The organism is Chloroflexota bacterium, assembly GCA_026710945.1.
GTDB lineage: Bacteria > Chloroflexota > UBA11872 > VXOZ01 > VXOZ01 > VXOZ01.
On sequence record JAPOQA010000031.1, the window covers coordinates 103120 to 128883 of the forward strand.

The following is a 25764-nucleotide window of genomic DNA, read 5'->3' on the forward strand; positions in this document are numbered from 1 at the left end:
ACCGTCATTCCCGCTTCCGCGGGAATCCATCGTGTCTCTTTGCAAGACACTAGTCCCGCTGGAGCGATGGCGACAAACCAATCAACCTCTCTGGCCGTTGCAAACCGGCCGGCGCGGGACAGACCTAAAACCACGCACATGAAAGACAGGGTAGCTGCATCAAATGTTTGACATTGTCGGCCGCAGGAAGTGGGCTTACGTTGTATCAGCGGTAATAATCGTTCCGAGTATTCTTTCGCTCATCTTCTTCCGCTTGCAACCAGGTATCGACTTTTCTGGCGGTACTATCTATGAACTACGCTTCGACGCCACACCAACTACCGAGGAAATCAAGCGCGTCTACCTGAGCCTCAATCTTGGCGAGCCACTTGTGCAGGCGACAGGTGAGGGCACGGTCATTATCCGTTCAAAGGAACTTGGGCTGGAGGATAAGCAAGCCGTGCGCGGCGCTCTGGAAGAGGTAAACGGCCAAGCTGAGGAGCTGCGCTTCGAAGCTGTGGGACCCGTGATCGCCCGGGAACTCACCCAGAGAGCCATTCTCGCGGTGCTGGTAGCATCAGTGGGTATTCTTGTGTACATCACGTGGGCGTTTCGCCACGTACCCCAACCTTTCCGCTATGGCGTCTGCGCGATCTGCGCGCTTGTCCACGATGTATTGATCGTGTTGGGCGTATTCTCCGTGCTGGGTTTCCTGGTCAATAAAGAGATCGACTCTATGTTCATTACGGCCATTCTCACCGCCATCGGCTATTCGGTGCACGATACGATCGTGGTCTTCGACCGTGTGCGTGAGAATCGCTCCAAATATGCCTATGCGCCCCTTCCCACCGTCGTGAACTTCAGTGTCAATCAGACGATCGACCGCTCGTTGAACACGTCCATCACGTTGCTCATTACACTCTTTGCGCTTTACCTCTTTGGGGGTCTGGCCATCAAGGACTTCGTCCTGGCGCTCCTGATCGGCACGGCAACAGGTACCTATTCCTCGATCTTCATTGCCGCGAGCCTGCTGGTGGATTGGGACGTCTTCTCTCGGCGTCAGGTTGAGGCGTCGTAGACCGCTTAGTGGTTCTACAACATTGCAACCACCGGTAGCGCAGGTTTGCAACCTGCGCCGTTGCCCCGCGTTATCGGACAACAGCACCATGCGCAACTGCTCGCCAATACGACATTCTTGTTCTACTAAGGCACTGCAATGCGCGGCAGAGCCGGGTTGATGCGACTCACAATCTCGTAGTTGATCGTCCCAACGTGTGTCGCAATGTGTTCTGCCGGGATCTCCGTCCCCAGCAGCGTTACCTCATCGCCAACCTGGACCCCTGGAATGTCGGTTACGTCAATGAGTGTCATGTTCATCATGACGCGACCGACAACGGCTGCGAGCCTGCGGCGCACGGCAACTTTTCCCACATTCGACAGCTTGCGGTCATAGCCGTCAGAGTATCCCACAGGGATGACTGCTATGTTTGAATCGCGCCGCGTGCGATACGTGCGCCCATACCCCACGGTCTCGCCACGCGCCACGTTCTGTATGTGCACGATACGCGTCTTCCATTGCATGACGGGACGTAGCGTCAGGGGTTGCGCAGAGCGCTCTGTCATAGCGATCTTCGTGTCCAGCGACGGCCACAAGCCGTAGAGACCAATGCCGATGCGCGCCAACCTGCCGTGCGCGGCCGGCGCCACCACTGTCGCCGCCGTTGCCGCCATGTGCTGATATGTTACGCCCATCCCGGCGCGTGCCAAGGCCGCCTGCGCCTCCGCAAAACGGCTGATCTGCAATTGGAGATAGGAGTCATCAGCCGTATCTTCCGCCGTCGCAAAGTGGGTGTAGATGCCCTCGACCGTGAGATGAGGCAAGGACTGCAACTGCCGCAGAAACGGGAGCGCCTCCTGGAACCCAACGCCCAGCCGGTACGTGCCCGTCTCGATCTTCACGTGCACGGCGGCGGTCACGTTCTGCGCCACCGCGGCCTGTGCCAGACACGCGGCGGCGGCTTGATCGAAGACAACCTGCCGAAACCCGAGCCGCACGACCTCCGCGGCGCGGCTATGGGGGGTAAAGCCCATGATCAAGACCCGCAGCGGCCCGGCTCCGTGGCGCGTCGTAATCCCGTCGTTGTGCAACGCCAACGCTTCATCAAGTGTATTGACGCCGAGCCAATCGACATGAGCGGCGATGCTCCGAGCCACAACGCGCAGTCCGTGGCCGTAGGCGTTGGCCTTGACAACAGCCAACAGAGAAGCCCCTGGGCTTAGCCGTTGTCTGAACGCGGTGATATTGTGCCACAGCGCGCCGCGGCTGATCTCTATCCAGGTAAGGGGTTCCATAGTCTAAGCATCCAGACTCGGTTGATGTACTCTTGCCAGTGCCGGCTCAAGCCTCGCCAACAAGCTGTAGCGCGGGGACTTGTCCCCCGCTTCTTGGCGCATAAGGTAAGGGCTGCCTCGGGCAAGGGGATTAGGGGAGACGCGATCCTAGGCTCTCACGCCGCTGAGGACGATCTCGTGTCGAGTCAAGAGAAGGTCTTCACCAACGCGCTGTGGCGAGAGACCAGCCAGGTCACCTTCCAGCCCGTCCCAGAGCATTTTCCTCGCAATTTCGCGGTTCTCATCAGTGGTGTTGGCGGTCTCGAACCATTCACTGGCCAGCATTTCCCGCTTCAGCAGGCGCGCGTCTCGCACCGGGCAGCCAACGTCCGCCATCATCCGGCTCAATTGACTCTCGCTGAACGCCTGTACGTGGGAGTGCCCACGCAAGCGCTCCATGCGGTTGAAGTACGCCGCTTTCTGCGGGTCTTCCGGCATGCCGAACTCGCCAATAACCAGCCGGCCTCCCGGCGCGAGCACACGCGCCATTTCTTGCATAGCCGGTATGGCATGCGTAAAGTGATGAACGCTAAAGCGGCATGTCACAACGCTGAACATCCCATCGGCAAACGGTAAGCGCGTCGCATCAGCCGCCGCAAAAGATATTTGCCCGTCACTTGCCACCGCGCCGTCCGTCTCTTGTTGCTCCGCGGCGCGGGCAAGCATGGCGGCCGTGAAGTCCACGCCAATGACTGAGCCGCTTCCCGTGATTTCCGCGGCAAGCGCAAACGCGACCAAGCCAGTGCCGGTTGCCACGTCAAGCGCGGTCGTGTCGGCTCCGGGCGTGGCCAAGGCGACCATCACCTCCACCGTGTCGCCCTGCCCGCCCGTATAGGATGCCGCCCGCTCCGTAAAGTGCTGTCGTACGTCCTGATCCGATGGTGCCTGTTCGCTCATGTGCGATCTCCCAGATTCTATCGTTATGTCAACAGCAGTGGCGCGGCAATTTGCTTCGGCTCACCTACCTCGCAACAACTGCCACCTCACCGCCGCAAGGACGCCGAAATCTTGCCGGAGACTTCCACTGCTGGCTCTAGCCTATCACGGCTCCACAGTCACGTCAGCTGACCCATTTTGTTCCCAACAAACCACTATGCAGCGCACGACGCAGGAACGGATTGGTTACGGCGCCTCAGCGAGTTTCCTCTGCTCATCGGCAAGAAACGGCGGTTCGGCTGCGCCCACGTTTGCCTCAAGTTCCTCCGTGTTCATCATGCCGGTGATGCACGCCGCCACGTGCGGATAGGAGAGCACGAACTTGATCGCGGCTGCGTGCAGGGACTCAACCGGCGGCTTGACGAGCGCCGCCGTCAGGCGTTCCACAGTTGCCGCGTCCTGAAAAAGCCGCCCGGAAGCAAAAGGCGACCGCGCCAACACGCCAACCCCTTTCTCCGCGCAGAGCGGAAAGAGCTCTGCCGCCGCCTCTTGCAGCGCCACGCTATACGAGACCTCAACCACGTCTGCGTAGCCCTGCCGCACGGCCTCCAGGCAGGCCGCTACGGAAGACGAAAGCCCAATGCTGCGCACCTTGCCGGCCTGTTTCAGTTCGCGCAGCGTCTCCCAGGGTTCTTCGCGTTTGACTACGTCCACCGGCGGATCGTGCAGGAGATACGCGTCAATGTAGTCGGTCTGCAAGCGGCGCAGGCTCAGTTCACATTCGTGGCGAATGTACCACGGCTCATAGCATTGCGGCTGGGGCACGCCCCGCTGTTGAAAGAGCGCCTGCGCTCCATCTATGCCCACCAGGTAGCCCGCCTTCGTGATGAGCACCGTGTCTGCGCGCCGCCCGCGCAATGCTTCGCCCAGAATTACTTCCGAGCGACCGTTGCCGTAAGCGTCGGAGGCGTCATAGGTGGTGACACCGAGATCCAGGGCGCGATGCAGGATTTCGACGCTATCTTCGGCATCTATCGGTCCCCACCAGAGCCCGCCGAGTTCCCAGGTTCCCAACGCGAAGGCTGAGACATCGATGCCGGTTGTGCCTAGTTTGCGCGTTTCCATTGGCGCTCTCCTCTATTCCATTAGGAGCCAACCTACGACTAGCCATTGCCACCTCACTGCGAGTAGTATACGCGAGACCACCAACAAGAGTGTCCAATCCCAAACTCACCGCTTCTTAAATTCCTATGAGTAGACTTGAGCCTGGAATATAGAGATATGATTGTCAACCATGCAAGGCTATTCCCGGCATGTCATTCTTGTAAATGTCAGGTAATTCGTTGACAGATTTGGCACAAGAAACATGGGAGTAGAACTCTGTGCTCACCTACACACATGTCATTCCGAACGGAGCGTAGCGGAGTGTCGCTCTTAGCGCGGAATCTAGAGTGCTGAGGCCGTGAAAGTGTGTTGAGCAGGGACCCTAGATTCCGCGAACCCTGTTCGACGCTACGCTCGGAATGACAAGGCCTTGTAGCGCTTTCTTCGGGAAAGCAAATTCTGTCAACGAATTACTCAACACTTACAATTCTGAGGAGCGCAGCGACGAAGAATTTCGTGTGCGGGATGCTTAGATTCCACGAACCCAGTTTGAAGCTGCGTTTGGAATAACTAGAGATGCGGCCCAGCGGGGATATCAAATCCTTATCTACTCATTCCGACCGCAGAGACCATTTCTTAGTTCTATGGATTCTGTTACACTTGCACCACTTGTGGTACGAGACGGGACTGATAGTTTGGTTTTATGCCCGATAGTTAAGGCAAGACACCAGCCTCAATCTAAGCGCACAATCTGCAAAGGAACGCTCGCGTGGCGCAATCGCATGACGTTGCAGATGTCCTAATCATCGGTGCCGGCGCGTCCGGCGCGGCGGCAGCGTGGTCATTGGCGTCGGGTGGACTTGACGTGGTCTGCCTGGAGCAAGGCGACTGGGTCGATCCTGCGGACTACCCTCATAGCAGTGTCGATTGGGAATTGCACCGGCAGACTGACTTCGCCAAAGATCCCAACGCGCGGCAGCGTCCGGAGGACTACCCCCTCAACAACGATGACACCCCCATTACGCCGCTCATGTTCAATGCCGTTGGCGGCAGCACCATCCACTGGAGCGGTCACTTTCCGCGCTTCCGGCCCTCTGATTTCCGCGTAAAGACGCTGGACGGCGTTGCCGACGACTGGCCTGTGACGTATGGGGACCTCGCGCCGTATTACGAGCAGAACGATGCCAACATCGGCGTTTCGGGTCTGAACGGTGACCCCGCCAATCCGGAGCGCACGCCCCGCCAAACGCCGCCACTCGGTCTCGATGCCGCTACCAAGGCTTATGTTCGCGGCTTGGAAAAGCTGGGCTGGCACTGGTGGCCGACTGACAACGCCCTCATTACTGCGCCCTTTGGCGAAGGGCGGCAGGAGTGCAATTACTGCGGGCCGTGCGACATGGGGTGTCCGCGCGGCGCCATGTCCAGTGCCCACGTGACGTACTGGCCGATGGCTCTGGCGAAGGGAGTGCGCCTCATCACTCGCGCGCGGGTGCGGGAGATCACCGTGGACCGGCGTGGCCGTGCCAGCGGCGCCGTGTACTACACGGCAGATGGCGGCATTGCTCAACAACGCGCGCGGGTCGTCATCGTCGCGTGCAACGGGGTGGGCACGCCGCGGCTGCTGCTCAACTCAGTGTCCAGTCTCTTCCCACACGGCCTCGCCAACTCAAGCGGTCTCGTCGGCACGCACCTCATGTTCCATCCCGTGACATTTGTGACTGGCGTTTTTGCCGAACCGTTGAACGGTTACGTGGGCCCACTCGGCATGGTTCTTCACTGTCAGGAATTCTATGAGACTGATACAAGCAGAGGCTATGTGCGTGGATTTCAACTCCAGATGGGTCGAGAGAGCGGCCCTCTCTCCACAGCTCTTGGCAACTTTCCCGGTGAAAAGATCCCGTGGGGCTCGGAACACCATCGCGTACAACGCGAGCGCAGCGCTCACACGCTTACGATCGGCGTCATGATCGAAGACCTGCCCGAGGCGCAAAATCGTGTTGAAATTGATGCCACCCTGACGGACAGCAATGGCATTCCGGCACCGAGGATTGTGTACAAAGTGAGTGAGAACAGCAGAAGGAGTCTGGATTACGCCATTGCGCGGGCGCGGGACCTTGTGGACGCCGCGGGCGCCACACAGGTATTGAACCAACCGCTTACGCGGGAAACGGGGTGGCACTTGATGGGCACCGCGCGCATGGGCAATGATCCCGCCAATTCGGTTGTAGACCGATACGGACGCGCCCACGACGTGCCCAATCTCTTCATCGTGGACGGGAGTCTTTTTGTCACGTCCGCTGCGGTCAACCCGACCAGTACAATCCAGGCCCTGGCGCTCCACGTCTCCGACTGGTTGAAGCATAACTTCCGGGAAGTGGCATCATGAGCAAACAACACGTTGATGGTGAGATTCTCACTAAGGAACAGCTAGCGCTCCTGGCAGCGATTCAAAACCGGTTGATACCCGCGCAGGACGAGATGCCGGGGGCAGGCGACGCAGGATGCGCCAGCATGCTCGATCGCTTTCTCAGCGAGCGCGCTGCACTGCGCCGTCCCATACTTGCCGCGCTGAACGCTATCGAGGCGGCAGCCGGCGAGCGACGGCAGGCATCCGCTGTAGACGATGCCGCATCCACGTATGTTGCATTCCTAGCGCTTTCCAATGCTGAACGTGACGAGGTGCTCCGTGCCGTTGAATTGGCGCACGAGGACCTCTTTTCTACCTTGTTGAATCAAACGTACACCGCCTACTACACAAATCCCGCCGTGCTGCTCGTTCTCGGCTGGAATCCACCGCAGCCGGAAGGGTTTCCCACCCCACCGCCCTTCGACGAAGCGCTCCTGGCCAACGTGAAGCAACGCGGCAAGATTTGGCGGGACGCGTGACGGCACATCTGGTTGGGAAGACCGCGGACCATGCCGTCAACACGACCGCACTTGGGCAGTACTCGGCGACCAAACGTAGTCTATTCGTGCTGGCGCCGCGACCTTCGATTGGGACCAGCCTCTATAGATTCGGCCCCAGGCTTTAGGAGAGTCGGCCACAGGCTTTAGATTTACTCCCTCTCCTTGGGAGGCCGTCTCATAATTCCGCTACAGAGCACGGTAGGTAAAATGAGGAACGCAACCAAGTGGCGGATCGTATTGACAGAGTGGTAACAGTGATGGAACCGGTAGCTTGAAAGCTTGATGCGACGCCCAGAAAGCAACAAACGTCTATCTCAAGACCTCGCTTAGCCTCTCTGCACGGCAGGATACTTCGGTAAGGCCAATTATGAGACAGCCTCTTGGGGAGAGGGTCGGGGTGAGGGGTTCCCGGCCTTTCCAGTCTTCCATGCCCGGCAATGGATACGTAAGTACTCCCAGATGGATATTCCTGTGGAGAGAGCCCCAAGAAGTGGCCGGCTTCTGCCCGCTCTGCATGGCACCCGCCAACTGTCTTCGCCGCCACCAACTTTAAGGGCCTTCCCAATGCCGGTAGAAGGCGGAGCGACGCTCACCGACAAGCTGCTCCAGTTCCTCTCCATGTATCTCGAACTTCTGAAAGACGTGCTGGATCACTTCAACGCCAGCCTCGAACTCCGGCTGCACTACGTCTGAGGCTCCGGCTTCACGCAATCTTTGGATTGCCTCCCGGCTGCTCGCCCGGGCAATAATGTCGAGCCCCGGGTTCAGAATGCGCGCGTGGCGCACGGCAACTTCCGCCGCCACGTCATCGTGAACGAGCACTGCCAAGAGTGACGCGTCTTCTAGCTTGGCGTGCGCAAGGACCGCAGGACTGCCCGCGTCGCCAAACACCACCGGCACGCCCTTGTCGCGGAGTTCGCTTACCGTCAGCGGATTGTATTCCACAATTACGTAGTGGATGTTCTGTAAGTCAAGCGCCTCGGCGAGCTCCCGCCCGACCCGTCCGAAACCGCAGATCACCGCATGGCCGCGGAACAGGCCCTCCCAATAGGGCGCGATATCCGGTTCCGCAAACCTCCCGCCAATGACCGGTAAAGCCCGCAGCAAGCGAAGAAGCGGCGGCTCGAGCAGCAAGAGAAACGGCGTCAAGAAAATGCTAATGAGCGCCGTGCTGATGACAAGGTTGAAGATGCCGCTGGGCAACGCTCCCGCTCCAACACTGATCTGTGCCAACACAAAGGAAAACTCGCCAACCTGCCCCAAGCTCAGCGCGGCGCAAACGGCAGCATGCGCCGGTACGCGCAGCAGAAGGAGCAGTATCATCAAGATAACCACTTTGCCCAGAACGGCTCCGGCAACCGTAAGACCGACCGCTCCCAAATTGCCGATGAGCCACACAGGGTCAAACAGCATTCCAATTGAAACGAAGAAGAGCGACGCGAATAGATCCCGCAGCGGTACAATCTCAGCCACTACTTGGGTGCGAAATTCTGATTCCGCGACGACAAGCCCGGCCAGGAAAGCGCCGAATGCCAGCGAAAGACCGACGAATTGAGCTAAGAACGCCGTGCCAAGCGCGATCGCCACAACGGAGAGGATGAGGAGCTCACGCGACTCGCCGTGGGCAATGTGGGTGAGCAGCCAATGTGCCACGCGCGCGCCGATGAAGTACGCCCCAATGCAGACTGCGGCCGCCTTGCCGGCAAGTAAGAGCAAGTCAAAGACCACGTCCTCGCCACCCGCTGCAAATGCCGGGAGAATTACGACCATTGGTACAACCGCAATGTCTTGAAGAATGAGAATGCCAAGCGCAATGCGGCCGTGAAGCGATTGCAACTCCCCGCGGGTCATGAGAACTTTGATGACTACCACGGTGCTGGAGAGGGCGACAAGGGCGCCCAACAGAATTCCCTGCGCAAGAGTAAGACCAAGAAAGCTTCCGACAAAGGGTCCAATGGCCATCGTCAGAGCAATCTGCCCAATGCCCCCAAGCACAACAATGCGTCCCAGGTGGCGCAGCTCACGCAGCGAGAACTCCGCGCCGACAGCAAAGAGGAGGAACATCACGCCTATCTCTGCCAGCACCTGGACGTCGTGCTGATCGGCATGCAGTACAGGGTTAAACGGCCCAATGGCGATCCCCGCAACCAAGTACCCCAAAATTACGGGCAACCCCATACGCTGCGCGACGAGACCCAGCAAGAAGGCCGCGAGCACGGCGAGGGAAAGACTCAATACTAATGAAACGTCAGGCACGGCAGTGCTCCTGCACTACTCAAAGACTGTGCTCGCTCTCAGCACAATTCAGAGCCGTTGCTTAGGGAGAATTGCGGCAGAGCACACGATGCGGTTCCTCGTCATCATGGTACCAGACGGTCACTCTCACCAATGGCTCGCGGCGCGTCACTCGCATATACTCTTCGGTCTCCACCGATTGACGCATTGGGGGATGGTCAGTGCTTTATTGCTGATCGGCAAACCAGCATTGCCAACCCAATGAGAAGCTGCTATACTCTCTTGCGGAAGTTGAAGTCTGGGGCTAGGCATTCTCAGCAAAGATTGGAGTGAGCGATGGGCTTCCTGGATGCGTTGTTTGGCAAGAAGAAGTCTGGTGGCGGGGTCCGCACGACAATCAAAGTCGGCCCGGGGGAATCCCTTCAAGACATCGCACAACGCGAGTACGGCGATGCCGCCAAGTGGGACGTGATTTTCCAAAAGAATAAGTGGCGCTTCGATGGCGAAGACCCGAAAACTATCTATCCCGGCATGGATCTAGACATTCCCGAGATTGACTAGGATCAGCCGCTCACAATTCGTATAAACTTAGCTTTAGGAAGGGCATTGGCGTTGCGCCAATGCCCTTCCTTTTTTACGCGCTCGCCGCCGTCAGCATCTCCCGCAACGCCTTGGCAGATTCTATTGCCGCTGCTTCCGGCGGCCCGCCTGCCACTTGATAGTGCATCTCCAACGTGTAGACGCCGTCGTAGCCGTCCTTTGCCAGCGCGCGGAACTGGCCTTCGTAGTCGGTCTCGCCCTTGCCCACCCGGCAGGCCTCTATCTCGCCGTTTACCCAACGAGCATCCTTCACGTGCATGTGTGCCAGATGGGGCTGTATTGCCGCGTAATGCTTGGGATACGGGTCTTCCTCCGCCCAAAGGCAGTTTCCCGGATCCCAGATTGCCTTCAAATGTGGCGAACCGACTGCCTCGATTAGCCGCTGCGACTCTTCGCCCACACCCGCGTAGCACGTCGGCTCATTCTCCATGCACAGGTCGAACCCATGCTTGGCGGCCATGTCGAGCGCCGGCCCAAACCGCTCCACAACCTTGGGGAATACCTCCTCCGGATCCTCGTCTCGCCAGAAAGAGAAGCAGCGTACCACACGCGTACCGAAGCGCTCGGCCAGCGCAAAGCAGTGCGGCAAGAGCGCCAGATGCTCTTCATACGTCATTTCCTGCGCGCCGAAGGTATCACCTTCAATCTTGCGCTCCCGGCCCTCCAACGGGCACTTGAATATCGGTGTACCGAGTGCGCTGACCTGGATGCCATTCTGCTTCAGGAGGCGTTGCACGTCATCCAGTCCATCCGGTGAAAGGTCCATCAGGTTCGTGCCGTTGATCGTGCGCAGTTCCGCATACATGATGCCGTGCTCGCGCATCACGCCCAGCCCAGTGGCAAAGTCCGGATGCACCTCGTCAGTGAATATCCCAATTTTCATCGTCGTACCCTTCTCTAATTAGTCAAATTATCCCTGCGTATTATACAAGAAGCTATTGTCCCACGGCGCGGACGATCCAGGAGGTTGCCCTTGCACATATGTGCCGCGCTCATTGCTACAGGGAATCTTGCCCGTGAGCTCGGTCGGCCTTCCGCCGCTACGCGCTTTCCGCATCAGGCGTCACTACCGTCTTGGCGTGCTCCTAGAGAGGCCGGGCGAATCGACGAAGCGCAGCTATTGCGAGGATGATTGAAGCAAGCGCAACCACCCCGGCCACGCCAAATAGGGCCTCGAAGGACACGAGATCAGCAAGAAGTCCTCCCACCGGAGTGAGGAACAACAAGATGCCGACCAGGGTATTCGTGAAACCCAAGTAGATGATGCGATCTTCCACAGGGGAAACCTCTATTGCCAAAACGGAGAATGTGACTTCCTGCCCACCTGTTGTAGTGCCGAGGAAGACAAAGAGGACAAGAAAGAGCCAACCTATCAGAGTAGTCGAGACATGAGCATCGGAAAGCAATTGTGCGACAATTGCCAGCACCGGCGGCAATACGCTCACCAACGTCGTCGCAACCAGGAGCAGCCAACCGCCGCCGCGCGCGCCCAACCAGCCCCACATAACATTGCCGCCAATCACACCGCCGATGAGGGCCACTGCAGAAGACGCCACCACCGCCGCAGGCAATTGCAGTACCCTTACGCCATACACCACATAGAAAGGCATCGCGACAGAGGCAAGCATGGCCAAAGTGCGGATAATGAGATACATGCGAAACGGTGGGTCGCGCATGACAATCTCCTTGATGCGGCGTAAGTCCTGACGCATAGTACGTTTCGGCAACATGGGCGGGACCTCCGGCTCCTTGACGGCACTGAACGACAAGAACCCGGCACTTGTGAACACCCACGTCAGCAAGAAGAGTAGCCAAACGTATTCGAGACTTCCTTCCGAACGTTCGAGTACCTGGCGCACGACGAGACCGGCGGCCAGAGAGCCAAGGCCGCCAAAGAAATTTCGCAGCGAAAAGAACGTCGAGAGCTGTCGCCGCTGCACAATACGCCCGACCAGATCGAAAAACGCCAGGCCGGTAAGGCCACCGGAAAGCGACGCGACGGCCATCAGGCCGATGAGAGCCGGCAGCACGATCTCCGGGCGTTCCGGCGCTACGAGCACTGTAGCCGCAAGCAGCGCCCAACAAGTGCTGCGCACGAGCGAGCTGCGCCGATAGTATTTGAGCCTCTGACGCCGGTGTTGCAAGAAGTTGATCAGCAGCATCTGGGGCAACGCCCATCCCCCAAGCTGGATAGCAGGTAAGATGCCGATGAGCACGTTCGACTCCGTTAGCTGACTCACGTACCACGGCAGCACAACGGTCGCACTCGTAAAGGCCATTCCGGTGGTATAGAACACACCGTTCATCACGCCAAGGATGAAGTTTCTGCGGCTGGACAAGGGGTGGCTTACTTTCGAGCGCTAGGAAGGATAGGCAACACCGAACATGATTTTTGTTATGTAGACTGTGATCCGGCGGTCATGCATCGCGCACGATTGCATCTGTCATGCGGCACACGCGCACCATGGGACCAACGTCATGGACGCGTACCAGATCTGCGCCCTGTGCAATTGCCAGCGCCACCGTAGCGGCGGTGCCTTCCAGCCGCTCTTCGACGGGGAGATCAAGCGTCAGCCCAATAAAGGACTTTCGTGAAGTGCCAACCAACACCGGCTGCCCCAGACGCTGGAATGCGCTAAGGTCGCGCATGAGTTCGATATTCTGTTGCGGTGTCTTGCCGAAGCCGATCCCAGGATCGATGATGATGTTCTCGGCCGCGATACCGTAGGAGGTGGCACGGGCAACCGCTTCCCCAAGTTCTCTCGCTACGTCTTGCGCGACGTCACCATATGAGACCTTTTCGTAGAACCCTCCGAGGGCTGATCGCTGCGACTCCGATCGTCGATTATGCATGAGCACTACCGGCACGTTCAATGCTGCAACGGTTGCCCCCATCGCAGGATCACCGCCAAGTCCCCAAACATCGTTGACCATTGACGCTCCGGCGCGCACGGCTTCCCGGGCTACGGCGGCCTTGTATGTGTCAATCGAGAGGGGTGTTTCCAGCTCCCGCCGTATCGCCTCGATCGCTGGCAGAACGCGGTCGAGTTCTTCCTGGAGCGATACGGTGCCTGCACCCGGCCTTGTCGATTCGCCGCCAATATCGAGGATGTCCGCGCCTTCCGCAACGAATTGAACCGCCTGGGACACGGCCCGCCGCACGTCGCCGCCAATGCCATCACCGGAGAAGGAATCCGGTGTCACATTTAGTATGCCGACCACATAGGTTTGGGAGCCCCACTGCAGCATGCGATTACCGCAGCGTGTTTCTCGAGGTTTGGAAACATGAGCCGGCGGTGAAGAACTCATGCTTCTCACTCCGGTGCGGGGCGCACGGAAGCATACTGGTACCCATGAATGAGCACGTCCCCCGGCTTGACGTTCACCACGTAGAGACTCACCTCGGGCCCCAAGCCAATCTCGACAATGTGATCAGTCCGGTCACTGGCGTTTCGCACCAAGTCCGGCAAGATAACCTGCGAAATTCCTTCCGGAATCGTGAATTCCTGGCGTGTTTCCCAATACTGGGGATCAGCCGGGTTGAACAGTAGGCGGAAAGAATAGTCCTGTAGATAAAAGTTGAGCTGGCGGGAACGGTCGAACGCTACGATCAGAGTCTCATTGGGAGAGTGATTCAAGGCAATGTACCGAACCTGCTTGGTAAGAATCTCATCGATACTCCTGATTTCCTGATATCGTCCCTGACCGGCAGCGAAGAGAAATAAACTGGCGTTAGAGATGGCGATGACAGCGACAAGCGCCGCTGCGATTCCGAGGGAAACGCGGTGCGGCGTGAGCGCGGTTGTGACCATGCCGCGTTGTGTCATGAAAAAACGGTATGCCTGCTCACAATCGCGGGAGAAACCACGCACGGCTAACGCGGCATAGATGAGCAAGCCGGGGAGAAGCGAGAGAATGTAGCCGGGATTTCCCATGAATACCAGCATATAAAACACCAGTGGTACGGCTACCCACAGCAGAATGAGGCGCGTGCGCGCATCTCTCACGATCTGCTGCGGAGAGAAGTAACGGCCCAAGTAGTAGAGAATCGGTAGCAGAGCGATGCCGATGCCGTTATAGAGAACGCCCGCCAGGGTGCGCGTGTTTTCCAGAACGGCTCTGAAGTACCCTATGAGGCCGGAAGACTGCCCGGCCCAAAAGCCATATTGCTCGGTCGATGCCTTTACGTACGCATCCCAGCCACCGGTAAGTTGCACCATAGGGATTCCCCAAGACAAGACTACCAGCAGCATCACGACAATCCCGCCCACCAAGCTTCGCAAGCTTCGCCCCCACCACGCGTAGACCCATACAGGTAAGAGAAAGAGCAGTAAGTCCGGACGGAAACCGGCGCCCAAGCCCAACACGAGTGCCGCCGGAATAATCAGATTGCGCGACCCAACCTTTGTTTCGGTCAAGAGCAGTAGCACGAGTGTGCTGAATAAGGCGAGGAAGGCATAGGGGTAGGCTACCTCGCCGTGGGACCAAAAGTTGCTGCTCGTGGCGAGCAACAAGGCGCTGACAATCGCGGCCTGCATTCCATAGAGCCGCCAGCCGAGTAAGAATATGCACAAAACTGCCAGACTGCTTGCCACAAGCGAAAGAATCACATAGCTCATGTTGGCGTCAATGCCAAGATTGTAGATGAGCCTCGCGCTGGCTACATAGAGCGGGTAGCCTGGTGGATGCGGCTGATGAAAGGCAACGTTGAATTTATCCAGGGCAAACGCATAGTTTGCCGAATCCCACGCAAAGAGGGTTTCGCTGCGAAAGGGGACCCGGCTAAGCAGTGTAATCAGAAAAAAGCCGGCGCCAATTAGCCATGCCAGCCGAGTCCACGCCGTAAGTCCTTGGCGCGATCCCCCGGCTATGCGTGCTGTCTGTTCCATAGGTGTTGCCAGATGAAGGTACTGTCAGTTACGGGGAATTGCGTTCATGCGGTCTCGTAGGCACCGACTTCCCATTCTAGCGGTGCCATATTCCGCCGTGCAACAAATTGCTCTCAGAAGTCCTGGACTGCAATTGCTGCCATGCCTTCCTTTAATGCACCTAGGCTTGCATGTCCTCTACGGACTATGCTTTGCTATAGGCAAAGTTGAACGTCAAAGCATCCAAGGTAATGCGGAATGAATGTCGTTGTCATCTGCCTTGATACCATGCGCACCGACATGGTGCACACACTTGGCGCTGATTTCATACGTACGCCGGTTCTCGACAACTTGGCGGCAGAGAGCGTGGTATTCACTGAAGCGTACGGCTGTGCCTATCCTACCATTCCCGCGCGCCGGGCACTCTTTACCGGCATGAACAGTTTTCCTTGGCAATTCGGCTTTGACACGCTTGGCTCTAGCCCTTCGCCGCGGGGCTGGCACAAGATACCGCCGGAACACACACCGGTCGCGGAGCGCCTCGTTGAAGCAGGCGTCAACACCGGATTCATCGCCGATACATATCACATGTTCAAGGCAACCATGAACTTTACGCGGGGCTTTTGCTCCTGGGACTTTGTGCGGGGCCAAGAGTTCGACCACTGGAAGACCTTGCCGCCTGGCGCGGTCGACCCGACCAAGTATACTGACGCAGAGCCGGATTCGCCCCGCATGACCGGCATGCTGCAATACTTGTGGAACCAAGGCGAGCGCCCGTGCGAAGATGACTTTCAGGCAGCGCGAGTATTCTTGAGCGCCATGGATTGGGTAGAAAACAACGCACCATACGGGCCGTTCTATCTCTACATCGACTCCTTCGATCCTCACGAACCGTGGGACCCGCCGCTCCATTATGCGGATGCGTATTACAAAGACGACTCGGTAAAAGACTACATCTGGCCGGTGGGCACCGAGGTGGATGGCGAGGCGGCTATCGAACGCACAAAGGCCCTCTACTACGGTGAAGTGACGTTCGTTGATACGTGGATCGGACACTTCTTGAACAAGCTGGAGGCGCTCCATCTTCTGGACGATACCGTTATTATCTTTACTTCCGACCACGGCACCGAGCTCCTCGACCGCAACCGCTTTGGCAAGTCCGAAGACCACCTCCAGTGGTTCAATACGCGCATCAACATGTTCATCCGCCATCCCGACAAGCAGCACGCCGGGAAGCGCCTCGATGCGTTCGTGCAGCACCAGGACGTGCCGCCCACCGTGCTTGATCTCTTAGGCGTCACACACCAGGGTCTCGACGGCATTTCCATGTGGCCTCTCGTCACCGGTGAACGCGCAAAGAACCGCGACTTCATTGTTGCCGGCTGGGGACAGCACGCCACAGTGCGGGATCACGATCACAACTATGTGATCGACTTCGAACAAGGGCCGCGCAAGACCGACAGCGGCGGCTTCACGGTTACGCAGGAGACCGCTGCCCAGCACGTCCAAGAAGAGCTCTATAGCTTGAAAGACGATCCGCTTGAAACGACGAACGTGCTCGAAAGTGAGCCCGACGCGGCACAAAAGCAACGGGCTCGCCTAGAAGACTTTCTGGGGCAGGAATTGCCGGCGCATCTGGATGACCGGGTTGACACCTATGAATACCCGCGCCGTGTACATGCCAAGACTAACCCGTATGTTAAGTAGATTGTCTCCAATTGGCTCCATAGGCGCGATTTCACCTTACACTCTGCCAACTACCCTCCCCAGTTTCGCTCCATTCCTGCCCCGAACAACTACGAGACGCAAAGTCGAATACAACTTCTTGGCGGCAGTAAGTTTTCAAGGAGGCCTCTTGAGGCGCCTGTGGACGCCTCAGCCAAATGAGCACGCGGACACGTTCTGAATTGACAACCAGACAAGTAAAGTGTCCTCGCGGGAAGCCGACTCAGTAGTCGATACTGCAATAGGCCTCAGAGAGGCAAAGCCAATGGCGGACAGCCTCGAAACAGTTCAGGAATCGGCGCCGCTAACCGTTGTCATCCCAGTCTTCAACGAAGAGCCCGGGCTCTTCGAATCACTCAAGCAGGCGCTGGCAAGCCTAGACGCCAGTGGGCTCACCGGCGAAGTCTTCATCGTTGCCGCCAATCACGTTAGGGTAGACCTTCCTGCCGTGGAGGGCTTCCCCTCGGTGCAGCTCATCTCGGTTGAGGACGATTCCGGTTGGGGTGACGCCGCCTTGGCTGCCAGCGCGCAGGCTCGGCACGATCTCATTTGCACAATCGACGTGCCTACTCTCTACGCCGCAGCCGAAATCCCACGCCTCGTCCGTGCGATGTACGAGTACGACGCCACGATGGTGGTTGGGGCACGCATCGGCATAGTGAAGCCTATTTCCGCGCGGCATCGGATCCTGCCGTGGTTCATCGATATGCTTGCTTCCGATGCCTTGGGGAGGCCGCTGCTCGACGTGAACTCCGGATTGCGCGTTATGCGCCGCTCAGCCTTGGGCGAATTCGCCGGCCTCCTCTCGACAGAATCCGCGCCACCCGCCAAGCTGACACTCTGGATGCTGGCCGACGGCTCTTCCGTCTTATTCGTGCCTCTTGACGGCGAGCCAGCGGCACACAAGAAACACCAAGGCAGTGCAGGAGAGGCCATCCAACTCGTTCGTCTCATCATCGCCGTCGGACTTGCGCATTCACCGCGACGGACCGTGATCCTCATTGCTCGCATGGCACTCATGGTGCTGATGATGGCCGCCATGATGCTCATGATGATGTGGATGCTGGGCGTGCTGCCGGGGTAATGAGGAGGGATGCTTTCAACAACACGCAATCGAGGCAAATGTGCCGAAAGTTCGCAATGGGTTCTTCATGAGTGATCGCGATTTTGGCGCCGCAGTTCGGGGGCTTGTTCTCAATGCTGTCGCTTAGAACTGATGAGCACTGTACTATCCGTTCGTTCTGAGCGTGCCTGCTCTGAGCATGTCGAAGGGTCGAAGTATGAACGGATAGTACAGTGCGCCACAACCAATCCGCCATTCACCTTTCGACAGGCTCAAGGCGAACGGCTGTGCGCTCGCTCATCCATCTCTCAAGATTTGAAGGGACAGCGGCATGCATTACAGTTTAATGCGACAACATTGGGGCTTGTCCCCCGCCTCGGTGGCTCAGTCAACAAGCAGAACTTGCACCGGTCCTCCCCCAGATTGGCAGCGTTTTCAAACCAGCCTGCCAGAGTGCGTTTCACGTCTTACCGGAGACCTTTGCATAACCCCCACATTCAAGCAGGGGCACTCCCTCTCCTGGGGGAGAGGGTTGGGGTGAGGGCGTCTTCTTGCTACGATGGCCCTTTACGCTGGGCAGTGTCAAGACATATCAGGGCAGAATCGGTGTGCATATGGAGAGATTTCAGGAGATCCACCCTCACCCCCGTATCGAGTACGGGGCAGGCTCTAGCCCTCTCCCGTCGAGGGAGAGGGAACTATTTCGCTACCGCTTGAGTTGCGCAAAGGTCTCTTACCGGAAGTGCACGGCCACGTCATGGCTGCCAGCGTCAATGTCGCTTACGGCGAGCGCTCGCGCCACTCCCGCCACACTCCGGCGCGAAAGCTCCATTGGCTCGCCGTCGAGCAAGACCTCAGCAATCTCCAAGCCGGCATGGCGAACTGGCACCAGTAGCGTCGCGCCGGGCAGTGCGCTCTTAGCCTCAACAGTCAAGTGCAACACACCGCTGGATGCCTCCCAACACTGTTGTGCCAACACCAACGTCCGCCGTTGCTCGTTGAACGTACACCACGCATCCGTGCTCGGCATCGGTAGTTTCTGCTGCGCCGCGTACTTCAAGACTGCCTCGAACCAGCCCGCAGTCCGAATGAATTGCCCCGTGTTCACCTGTACGCCGGTGGCGTATATCGGGTGAAAATACAGGTGCACCACGGTATGGTAATGGTCGCGGGCGGCATCAATATACTCTTGCGAAACCGTGATTGCTTGCTCCTCGCTGAGCGGAGGCAAGAAGCTCTTGTCTACCAGCACGTAGTCGTCGCAGAAGAGCGTCTCCTGCTCGTAGATTTCGATGAACTCCCCGTCCTCGTCGATGAATCGCATCGGTAGGCCGCTGCCGGTCAGGTAGCCGTACTGCTGGTGGTCGCCGGCGCGGTAGTTCGTATCCATGCGGAAACCGGCGTCGGCCAGCGCTTTCGCGGTCTCCACCCAGCCCGGCCAGATGACGCAGTGGTGGCGAGTGGTCTTAGGCGGATAGCCGTACCGCTCCTCGAAGAGTGCGACCTCTTCATGAATGCGTGTACGCATCTGTTCCACGGTCGGCTTGAGGGAATGCCAGATGTGGGGCCCCGCCGAGTGGCCCCGCTGCCGGTAATCACGCTCCATCTCCGGCGTGAGGTGCCGTAGGTGCTCCTCCATGAGATAGACCGTGTACTCGCCGCCATGAGCTTCCACCATGTTGGTGTACCACTCCATCTGCGGACGGGTCATGCCGTCGCTATCGCCGTTCACAAGCACGATGGCGGGAGCGGCGTCGGGATAGTACCACAGGCGCGCGAGTGGGGCCTGCGGCGCGCTGGCCCACTCTAGAATCCGCACGAGCAGTTGCTGCTGCAGGTCGGCTTGCGGCAGATCGAGCAGCGTGCGGTCACGGTAGCCAATGAAGAGGTCGCTAGGACTGTAGAGGCCGTCGCCGTCGGCATCGGGATTGGGGCCGGTGCTCGCCTGTTCGCGGCGGCCTTGGTGGAAGAGGACGGTTGACGTTGCCAGGTCGTACGTGAAGACGGCGAAGCGTCCCGCGCCGTAGGCGCCGGTCACAATTGCCGGATAGGGCAACGCCCAGTCTCGCCCGGCGATCCAGGCCAGCACGCGCTCACGGCCGCCATATTCACCGTACATGTCCGCCGTGCCGTGGAATTGCAGAAAGTCACCCAGCGCCGCAAACCACAGCGGATGGTCGCGCTCCGGCGCGATGTAGGCTTCGTTAGCCGTGCGCCGCTGCTTGTTTGCAATGCCAAGCTCCACGGCGGTCTGCTCAGAGGGACGCAAGAAGACCACCGGCGTGCCCTGCCGCAGCGCCTCCAGCGCCGCCGCTTCCGCACCCGTATCCTCACCGCACGGCGCGACAATCACCGCCAGCCGGTCTTTGACAGCGCTTGCCTCCAGCGGCGTTTCCCGCACGTTTCGCTCCTCCGCGCCGGTCAGCCCCTCGGCATAGAGCATCTCCAGCTCATAGCGCCCAAACGGCGCAACGTCGGGATCGTAGCAACACAAGGGCGGGAGAAGAGTTGTAGCATTCTCAGTATTCATGCATTCTGTCTCACTTATCGAATTTGCGGTTCCGTTCACCCTTCGACGCCGCTCAGGGCGAACGGAACCGCTTCTCTATTACTTTTGGGGAACACTCCTAACCTTGGGGACACCCCTAACCTTGGGGGCACCCCTAACCGAGTCTGACCCGCGTTGGCAGAACCAAATAGCACCCGCAATCGACCGCACGAGCGAACGCTAAAGATCATGCGACCGTATAGCCACAGTCATTTGTGAACTCCAACACAAGCACTCAAGTACAGTACCGTATTCACTCAAGAACGATACGGCAATCACTCAAGCACGTTACCGTAATCACTCAAGGATCTTACGGTATTCACTCAAGGACAACTCCACGCTCTCACTTTACCGTTCGCACTGAGCTTGTCGAAGTGTGAACGGTAGGCGATCAATGCCAGTCGGCTAAGGATCGCACCCACTGCGCTCAGTTCGCCACCGCCGCTGACCGCAATTCCGCCGCGTTTTCCTTCACCTTCACAAACGCATCGGCGATGTCGTCCATGTCCTCTTTCGTGCCCAGGAAGGCCGCCTGGCCAATCCAGAGGCTCTCCTCACGGCAGAGGCGTTCAGCCTCGGGGCACTCCACCTGGCGGTAGTCCATCTCGCGGCCGTAGTAGTGGCTGGTGAGCGGGAAACCGCTGCGCAGCGCGCCGTGCAGCGCATCCTGGAAGAGCGGGTGCTTGTGCAAGGGACGCACGTAGCCGATGCTGCACGGGATGCCTTCCGCGGCCACTGCCTTGGCGACGAGTTCGCGCGGCGCGCCTGCGAATTCTTCGGCGTTCATGAATTTGAAGAGAAAGATGTGAAGCGCGTTGCGCTTCACAAACGAATCGACCCGTACGTTCGCCAAACCCTCGATCTCGGCCAGGCGCGAGGCGAGGTAGGTGGAATTCTCGTGTCGACGCGCCGCCCAGTCATCTAAATTAGGGAACTGCGAGTGCAAGATCGATCCCATGATCTCCGTCATGCGGTAATTCCACGAGAGCACCGGAAACTGCGTGTCGATGGGATCGTTCAATTCGTCATCCTCAAGGTCAACGTGCGAACGCCAGAAGTCATGGGCGTAGACTGCGCGCTTGTAGATGTCCACGTTGTTCGTCGTCACGCAGCCACCCTCGCCGCTGGTGAGATTCTTGCCGGCTTGAAAGCTCCAACCGGCCGCGTCGCCCAGCGAGCCGAGCTTGCCCTGGGCATGCATGCCGCCGTGGGCGTGGGCGCAGTCTTCCAGCACGAGCAGACCGTGCTTGCGGGCAATGGCGTTGATGGCGTCCATATCGGCGGCCATTCCACCAAAGTGCACCGCGAAGATGGCGCGGGTCTTCTCCGTTATGTGGTCTTCAATCAGAGCGGGATTTAGGTTGTAGGTCTCCGGATCGATGTCCACGAAGACCGGCACGGCGCCCACCTGCAGCGGCGCGCTTGCCGTCGCCATAAACGAATACGGCGGCACAATAACCTCATCGCCAATCTCGACCCCGGCGGCACGCACGGCCACTTCGAGGGCGGCCGTGCCGCTGCTCACGCAGAGGCCGTAGGCGCAATCATGGTAGCGCGCAAACTGCTGCTCGAATTCTCCCGTGCGCGTGCCGCCGCGCCGCCGGTTCCACTGCGCGCTGCGCAGCACGTCCGTCACCGCGTCAACCGTTGCGTCGTCTACCAGCGGCCAACTGCCGAAGGACGTTTGGCGCAATTTAGAACCACCGTTGATAGCTAGCTTTGCCACGACCAAAAGACCTCACATTCCTAATTCTTAGAACACTCGTTTTCGCCGTAAGTGTGCACTATAGTATCATGACCAAAAGGGCGCGCAAGGGGACAGAAAGAATATGAGCGGTAGAAGAAGCATTAGCCGGCGCTAAGCCGCGCGAAAAAGCTGTGGAATTTGGGATGTGGAGAGTTTTGATCTTGCGAATTAAGGCGCCCCATAAGGACTTGTCCGACGCTTTCGTAGATTTGAGCCATGCAGTGGTTGAGGCTGAAGAGGAGGGCTTTGCGCTACCTTCCGACCTGGCATTAGCCAATGCTAAACGCCTCTTGCGAGAGCTGTACGAGATTGCACCCCAACGCTTCGAAGTGTATCCCACACCGGATGCTGAGATTGCAATTCGCGCTCTGGCCCCGAGAAGATCGGTGATATTGCTTTGCAAGCCGGAAGGGGGAGCCGTGTGTTTAGTCAACCTGAAGAGTGGGCGTAGACGCCAGAGTTACACCCCCTCGGACGTTCTACCAGACAGCTTCTTGAAGGCAGCCCTATTGGACTTGAAAGCTGAGAGCGACTAATCCTGCATGGAAGCGTTAGAGGGTATAGGAGAAGCGGAAGAGCTTGGCAGAGGCATATCTTCAAGTAAAGCCGCGAGAAGACTAAGAAATTCGCGAGCGAGGCACTATGATTTCCTGCCAAGAGCAGGCGTAGTCGAAATATCGGTTGATAGACTGAGTGTTGCCGGACTCGAACAGGCGACTGCAATCGCTGATGATCGGGATCGCGCCCGGGATCGCACGTTCTACGGCTGGTTGGTTATCGTCGCGAGCGAAGCGGCGCGTGAGGGACGCCGCGTCGTAGCATCTCCCCTTGCAGGCAATCCTTATCACGCCGACATAATTCTTCCCATGCACGCTGCTGAAGACCGGGAAGAGCAAGCACAGCATGCCCAAGAACTGGCAGATTCCTCATTCTGGCGTGACGCTGTTCGGTAGGTCGGTTGCTTTTCAAGATCTGACAGGGTGTTCACCTTGCGTGCATAGCTGCTACTGAAGGAATGACCGATGAAAATCGTCGACATGCACGTCCGCACGTTTACCTACGCCTCCCGAATCGTGCGGGATGCCGAGGGTCACACCCATCCGGGGCCCGAGCACGAGGCCACCCAATCGCTCCTCACCGTGGTCACGGACGACGGCGCCACCGGCTACTGCTTTGGCGCGCCGAGTCCTGCCGTGTTGGAAAGCGTCATCAAGCCCGCCATCATTGGCGAAGACCCCATGTACCGCGAGCGCATCTGGAAGACCCTGCACCACTGGCAGCGCATGTCCCGCGACCTGACCGATCGCGCGCTCGGCGCGGTGGACATGGCAATCTGGGACCTGGTGGGCCGCGCCTTGGGCCAGCCGGTCTACAAGCTGCTCGGCGCGACACGCGACAAAGTACCGGCCTACGCCAGCACCATGTGCGGCGACGAGATCCCCGGCGGCCTCAGCACGCCGGAGGAGTACGGGGCGTTCGCGTTGCAGTGCAAGGAGCAGGGCTATCCGGCGTTCAAGCTCCACACCTGGATGCCGCCCATCGCCTGGGCGCCGGACCCGCAGATGGATGTCGCCGCCTGCGCCGCCGTGCGTGAGGCCGTGGGCGCTGACATGGACCTCATGCTCGATTGCTACCACTTCTACAGCCGCGCGGACGCGCTCTACATCGGCAGAGCGCTGGAAGAGCTCGGCTACTACTGGTTCGAGGAGCCCATGGATGAATTCAGCACGTCATCGTACATCTGGCTGGCCGACCAGCTCGACATCCCCGTGGTCGGCCCGGAGACCGCCGACGGCAAGCTGTACACCCGCGCCGAGTGGATCGCCCGCGGCGCGGCTGACATCAGCCGGGGCGGCGTGAGCGACGTGGGTGGCATTACGCCCCTCATGAAGGTCGTCCACCTCTGCGAGGCCTTCAACGTGCAGATGGAGGTGCACGGCGGCGGGCCCGGTAATCTGCACGCGCTCTGCGCCATGAACTTCCCCGGCAAATACTACGAGCGCGGCCTGCTGCACCCCCACATCGACTATGAGGAAGTCGAGCCCTGGCTAAACAGCAAATCCGATCCCATAGATGCCGCGGGCAACGTGCACGTCTCCCCAGCCCCCGGCCTCGGCTGGGATATCAACTGGGACTACATCGACGCCCACACAGTGTCTTGATAGTCAAGAAAAGCAGTAGCAACTCTGATCGCGCAAACGGTTGCAAGATTCCCAGGCGGACTCACACGATGGTCTGACGCTAGGTTGATTGGACAGTCCATCCTTCAGTCACGTCTGCTTGAGCGCAAATACTCTCACAGCTCCCAAATTGGTGACCCTACCAAGACATGAGATCGGCGTAGATGTGCGGGGCAACGCGCACCACTTCGCCGGTGCGGGAAGACTCCTCGCAGGCGAGGGCTACGGCCACGATGTAGCGTCCCCAGAGGCCGTCGACAGGTGGGGGTGTATCGGTCTCGATGGAGTGGACGAGTCCAGCCAGCTCTAACTCAAAAGAGTCTTTGCCGGAGACCGGCTGCTCGACGTACCGTGTGCCCTCGCTGAGCCAGAGGCGGTCGTCGCGAGTGGCGACGCGCATGCGTGCCTGCGTGCCGATGATTTCCACCTCGTTCCGTTCCGGTCCCTCTTGGGGATAACCGGTATGGTGCAGTGTCGCGTGGGTACCGTTGGCGAAGTCCAGCCACGCCAGGCCGGTATCGTCGGTATTCTGGCCGACCATGGGATTGCTCACCCACGCCCGCACGGCCGTGATGGGGCTGCCGATGAGCCACGTGAGGCGATCGAGCATGTGGACGCCGTTCATGTACCACATGCCGCCCCCGCCCTCGGCGCGGTTGAGAAACCACGGCGGGCGGAATGCCAGGTCAAACGTGCGGTACCAGGTATCGGTGGCAAAGACGACCGTACCCAGTTGCCCATCCTCGATGAGTTGCCTCGCTGCCAGACCGGCAGGCACAAAGTGCTCCGTATGCGCCACGAGCAGCTTGACACCGGCATTCTCGGCGGCGGCATTAATCGCGTCGCAATCCGCCACCGTCATCGCCATGGGTTTTTCTAAGAAGACGTGCTTGCCGGCTTCGCATGCCGCTACTGCGACCTCTGTATGCAGGTAGTGGGGCAGTCCGATCATGACGATGTCAATGCGCGGGTCCGCGAGTAGCTCGGAATGACTGGCGAAAGCCGTACACGGCTTGTTGTGCGCGAACTGCTCCCGGCGCTGCGCGTCCGGCTCTGCAATCGCTACAAGCTGCGTCTCCGGCACTGCCGCAACTGCTGCCGCATGGCCGGCGCTCACGCGGCTTGCGCCTATGATGCCTACTCCGTACGTCATGAATATTGCTCCCAAATGACTAACAATTTTGCCTCAGTCCCTGTGATCACGTCCTGATTGCAAAGCGCCTTGCTTGAGACGGCGTGCACATTGCGTGCCAGGAGGCGGGGGACAAGCCCCCGCGCTACGGCTTGCCAAGCGCGATTTGACCTTACAACTCGGCAAGTAGAACAGTAGCCGAGCACAGGCGCTAAGCCGCGCGCACCGCTTCAGAATAGCAAAAGAGGCCGGTTCCCGTTCTCAGGATCCGACCTTAAGTCTCAAGGGTTGATTGCAGAGTCCGTAAAGAACCGTTCGAGGTGAGCTTGCCGAACCGCTCGTGGTGAGCTTGTCGAACCGCTCGTGGTGAGCTTGTCGAACCGCTCGTGGTGAGCTTGTCGAACCGCTC

At 58.9% G+C, this 25764-nt stretch carries 19 protein-coding genes; 8 read left to right on the forward strand and 11 right to left on the reverse strand.

Going from position 1 to position 25764, the window contains the following annotated elements:
* The first annotated feature begins 163 nt into the window (after positions 1 to 163).
* On the forward strand, positions 164 to 1057 hold the full coding sequence (gene secF, locus OXE05_06600; protein MCY4436988.1) for a protein translocase subunit SecF: 894 nt from the start codon (positions 164 to 166) through the stop codon (positions 1055 to 1057).
* A 125-nt stretch (positions 1058 to 1182) separates the two neighbouring features.
* On the opposite strand, the gene alr is transcribed toward secF, so the two are convergent.
* From alr to OXE05_06615, 3 genes are all read right to left on the reverse strand, one after another.
* On the reverse strand, positions 1183 to 2331 hold the full coding sequence (alr, locus tag OXE05_06605; GenBank protein ID MCY4436989.1) for an alanine racemase: 1149 nt from the start codon (positions 2329 to 2331) through the stop codon (positions 1183 to 1185).
* Positions 2332 to 2478: 147 nt separating this feature from the next.
* Positions 2479 to 3267 (reverse strand): class I SAM-dependent methyltransferase, encoded by a 789-nt coding sequence (locus OXE05_06610; GenBank protein ID MCY4436990.1) that lies wholly within the window; start codon positions 3265 to 3267, stop codon positions 2479 to 2481.
* A 225-nt stretch (positions 3268 to 3492) separates the two neighbouring features.
* Positions 3493 to 4371, reverse strand: a complete 879-nt coding sequence (locus tag OXE05_06615; protein MCY4436991.1) for an aldo/keto reductase — start codon at positions 4369 to 4371, stop codon at positions 3493 to 3495.
* A 748-nt stretch (positions 4372 to 5119) separates the two neighbouring features.
* Between OXE05_06615 and OXE05_06620 the strand changes: the two genes are divergently transcribed.
* Entirely contained in the window at positions 5120 to 6736 is a 1617-nt protein-coding gene (locus OXE05_06620) for a GMC family oxidoreductase (protein MCY4436992.1), read from the forward strand.
* Complete coding sequence (locus OXE05_06625; GenBank protein ID MCY4436993.1) at positions 6733 to 7236, forward strand: gluconate 2-dehydrogenase subunit 3 family protein; 504 nt, start codon at positions 6733 to 6735, stop codon at positions 7234 to 7236. The genes OXE05_06620 and OXE05_06625 overlap by 4 nt, the downstream gene beginning before the upstream one ends.
* Positions 7237 to 7806: 570 nt before the next feature.
* On the opposite strand, the gene OXE05_06630 is transcribed toward OXE05_06625, so the two are convergent.
* Positions 7807 to 9513, reverse strand: coding sequence for a cation:proton antiporter (locus OXE05_06630; GenBank protein ID MCY4436994.1), 1707 nt, complete (start codon positions 9511 to 9513; stop codon positions 7807 to 7809).
* Between the two features lie 315 nt (positions 9514 to 9828).
* Between OXE05_06630 and OXE05_06635 the strand changes: the two genes are divergently transcribed.
* Positions 9829 to 10053 (forward strand): hypothetical protein, encoded by a 225-nt coding sequence (locus tag OXE05_06635; protein MCY4436995.1) that lies wholly within the window; start codon positions 9829 to 9831, stop codon positions 10051 to 10053.
* A gap of 73 nt (positions 10054 to 10126) precedes the next feature.
* Here the strand turns inward: OXE05_06635 and OXE05_06640 are convergent, their stop codons facing one another.
* The 4 genes from OXE05_06640 to OXE05_06655 form a co-directional block, all read right to left on the reverse strand.
* Positions 10127 to 10975 (reverse strand): sugar phosphate isomerase/epimerase, encoded by an 849-nt coding sequence (locus OXE05_06640; GenBank protein ID MCY4436996.1) that lies wholly within the window; start codon positions 10973 to 10975, stop codon positions 10127 to 10129.
* Positions 10976 to 11177: 202 nt separating this feature from the next.
* Positions 11178 to 12431, reverse strand: coding sequence for an MFS transporter (locus OXE05_06645; protein MCY4436997.1), 1254 nt, complete (start codon positions 12429 to 12431; stop codon positions 11178 to 11180).
* 79 nt (positions 12432 to 12510) lie between these two features.
* Positions 12511 to 13401: a dihydropteroate synthase gene (folP, locus tag OXE05_06650; protein MCY4436998.1), complete on the reverse strand. Its 891-nt coding sequence runs from the start codon at positions 13399 to 13401 to the stop codon at positions 12511 to 12513.
* Positions 13402 to 13406: 5 nt separating this feature from the next.
* Entirely contained in the window at positions 13407 to 14981 is a 1575-nt protein-coding gene (locus tag OXE05_06655; protein MCY4436999.1) for a DUF2723 domain-containing protein, read from the reverse strand.
* 237 nt (positions 14982 to 15218) lie between these two features.
* Between OXE05_06655 and OXE05_06660 the strand changes: the two genes are divergently transcribed.
* On the forward strand, positions 15219 to 16667 hold the full coding sequence (locus OXE05_06660) for a sulfatase (protein MCY4437000.1): 1449 nt from the start codon (positions 15219 to 15221) through the stop codon (positions 16665 to 16667).
* A 283-nt stretch (positions 16668 to 16950) separates the two neighbouring features.
* Positions 16951 to 17769, forward strand: a complete 819-nt coding sequence (locus tag OXE05_06665) for a glycosyltransferase (protein MCY4437001.1) — start codon at positions 16951 to 16953, stop codon at positions 17767 to 17769.
* 712 nt (positions 17770 to 18481) lie between these two features.
* On the opposite strand, the gene OXE05_06670 is transcribed toward OXE05_06665, so the two are convergent.
* Positions 18482 to 20278, reverse strand: a complete 1797-nt coding sequence (locus OXE05_06670; GenBank protein MCY4437002.1) for a hypothetical protein — start codon at positions 20276 to 20278, stop codon at positions 18482 to 18484.
* 445 nt (positions 20279 to 20723) lie between these two features.
* The gene (locus tag OXE05_06675) at positions 20724 to 22022 is read right to left on the reverse strand and encodes a DegT/DnrJ/EryC1/StrS family aminotransferase (GenBank protein ID MCY4437003.1); all 1299 of its coding nucleotides are present in this window, start codon (positions 22020 to 22022) and stop codon (positions 20724 to 20726) included.
* A 563-nt stretch (positions 22023 to 22585) separates the two neighbouring features.
* Between OXE05_06675 and OXE05_06680 the strand changes: the two genes are divergently transcribed.
* Together OXE05_06680 and OXE05_06685 are read left to right on the forward strand one after the other, a co-directional pair.
* Positions 22586 to 22996, forward strand: a complete 411-nt coding sequence (locus OXE05_06680) for a hypothetical protein (protein MCY4437004.1) — start codon at positions 22586 to 22588, stop codon at positions 22994 to 22996.
* Between the two features lie 69 nt (positions 22997 to 23065).
* Positions 23066 to 24205 (forward strand): enolase, encoded by a 1140-nt coding sequence (locus tag OXE05_06685; GenBank protein MCY4437005.1) that lies wholly within the window; start codon positions 23066 to 23068, stop codon positions 24203 to 24205.
* A 157-nt stretch (positions 24206 to 24362) separates the two neighbouring features.
* Here the strand turns inward: OXE05_06685 and OXE05_06690 are convergent, their stop codons facing one another.
* On the reverse strand, positions 24363 to 25376 hold the full coding sequence (locus OXE05_06690; protein ID MCY4437006.1) for a Gfo/Idh/MocA family oxidoreductase: 1014 nt from the start codon (positions 25374 to 25376) through the stop codon (positions 24363 to 24365).
* Positions 25377 to 25764: the final 388 nt, after the last annotated feature.

What these genes read in the sequence shown, in the direction of transcription:
- OXE05_06655 (MCY4436999.1), bottom strand. Translation starts at nt 14,981, where the DNA reads ATGGAACAGACAGCACGCATAGCCGGGGGATCGCGCCAAGGACTTACG.
- OXE05_06640 (MCY4436996.1), bottom strand. Translation starts at nt 10,975, where the DNA reads ATGAAAATTGGGATATTCACTGACGAGGTGCATCCGGACTTTGCCACT.
- OXE05_06615 (MCY4436991.1), bottom strand. Translation starts at nt 4,371, where the DNA reads ATGGAAACGCGCAAACTAGGCACAACCGGCATCGATGTCTCAGCCTTC.
- OXE05_06660 (MCY4437000.1), top strand. Translation starts at nt 15,219, where the DNA reads ATGAATGTCGTTGTCATCTGCCTTGATACCATGCGCACCGACATGGTG.
- folP (MCY4436998.1), bottom strand. Translation starts at nt 13,401, where the DNA reads ATGAGTTCTTCACCGCCGGCTCATGTTTCCAAACCTCGAGAAACACGC.
- OXE05_06625 (MCY4436993.1), top strand. Translation starts at nt 6,733, where the DNA reads ATGAGCAAACAACACGTTGATGGTGAGATTCTCACTAAGGAACAGCTA.
- OXE05_06680 (MCY4437004.1), top strand. Translation starts at nt 22,586, where the DNA reads ATGGAAGCGTTAGAGGGTATAGGAGAAGCGGAAGAGCTTGGCAGAGGC.
- OXE05_06610 (MCY4436990.1), bottom strand. Translation starts at nt 3,267, where the DNA reads ATGAGCGAACAGGCACCATCGGATCAGGACGTACGACAGCACTTTACG.
- OXE05_06690 (MCY4437006.1), bottom strand. Translation starts at nt 25,376, where the DNA reads ATGACGTACGGAGTAGGCATCATAGGCGCAAGCCGCGTGAGCGCCGGC.
- OXE05_06685 (MCY4437005.1), top strand. Translation starts at nt 23,066, where the DNA reads ATGAAAATCGTCGACATGCACGTCCGCACGTTTACCTACGCCTCCCGA.
- alr (MCY4436989.1), bottom strand. Translation starts at nt 2,331, where the DNA reads ATGGAACCCCTTACCTGGATAGAGATCAGCCGCGGCGCGCTGTGGCAC.
- OXE05_06670 (MCY4437002.1), bottom strand. Translation starts at nt 20,278, where the DNA reads ATGAATACTGAGAATGCTACAACTCTTCTCCCGCCCTTGTGTTGCTAC.
- secF (MCY4436988.1), top strand. Translation starts at nt 164, where the DNA reads ATGTTTGACATTGTCGGCCGCAGGAAGTGGGCTTACGTTGTATCAGCG.
- OXE05_06665 (MCY4437001.1), top strand. Translation starts at nt 16,951, where the DNA reads ATGGCGGACAGCCTCGAAACAGTTCAGGAATCGGCGCCGCTAACCGTT.
- OXE05_06635 (MCY4436995.1), top strand. Translation starts at nt 9,829, where the DNA reads ATGGGCTTCCTGGATGCGTTGTTTGGCAAGAAGAAGTCTGGTGGCGGG.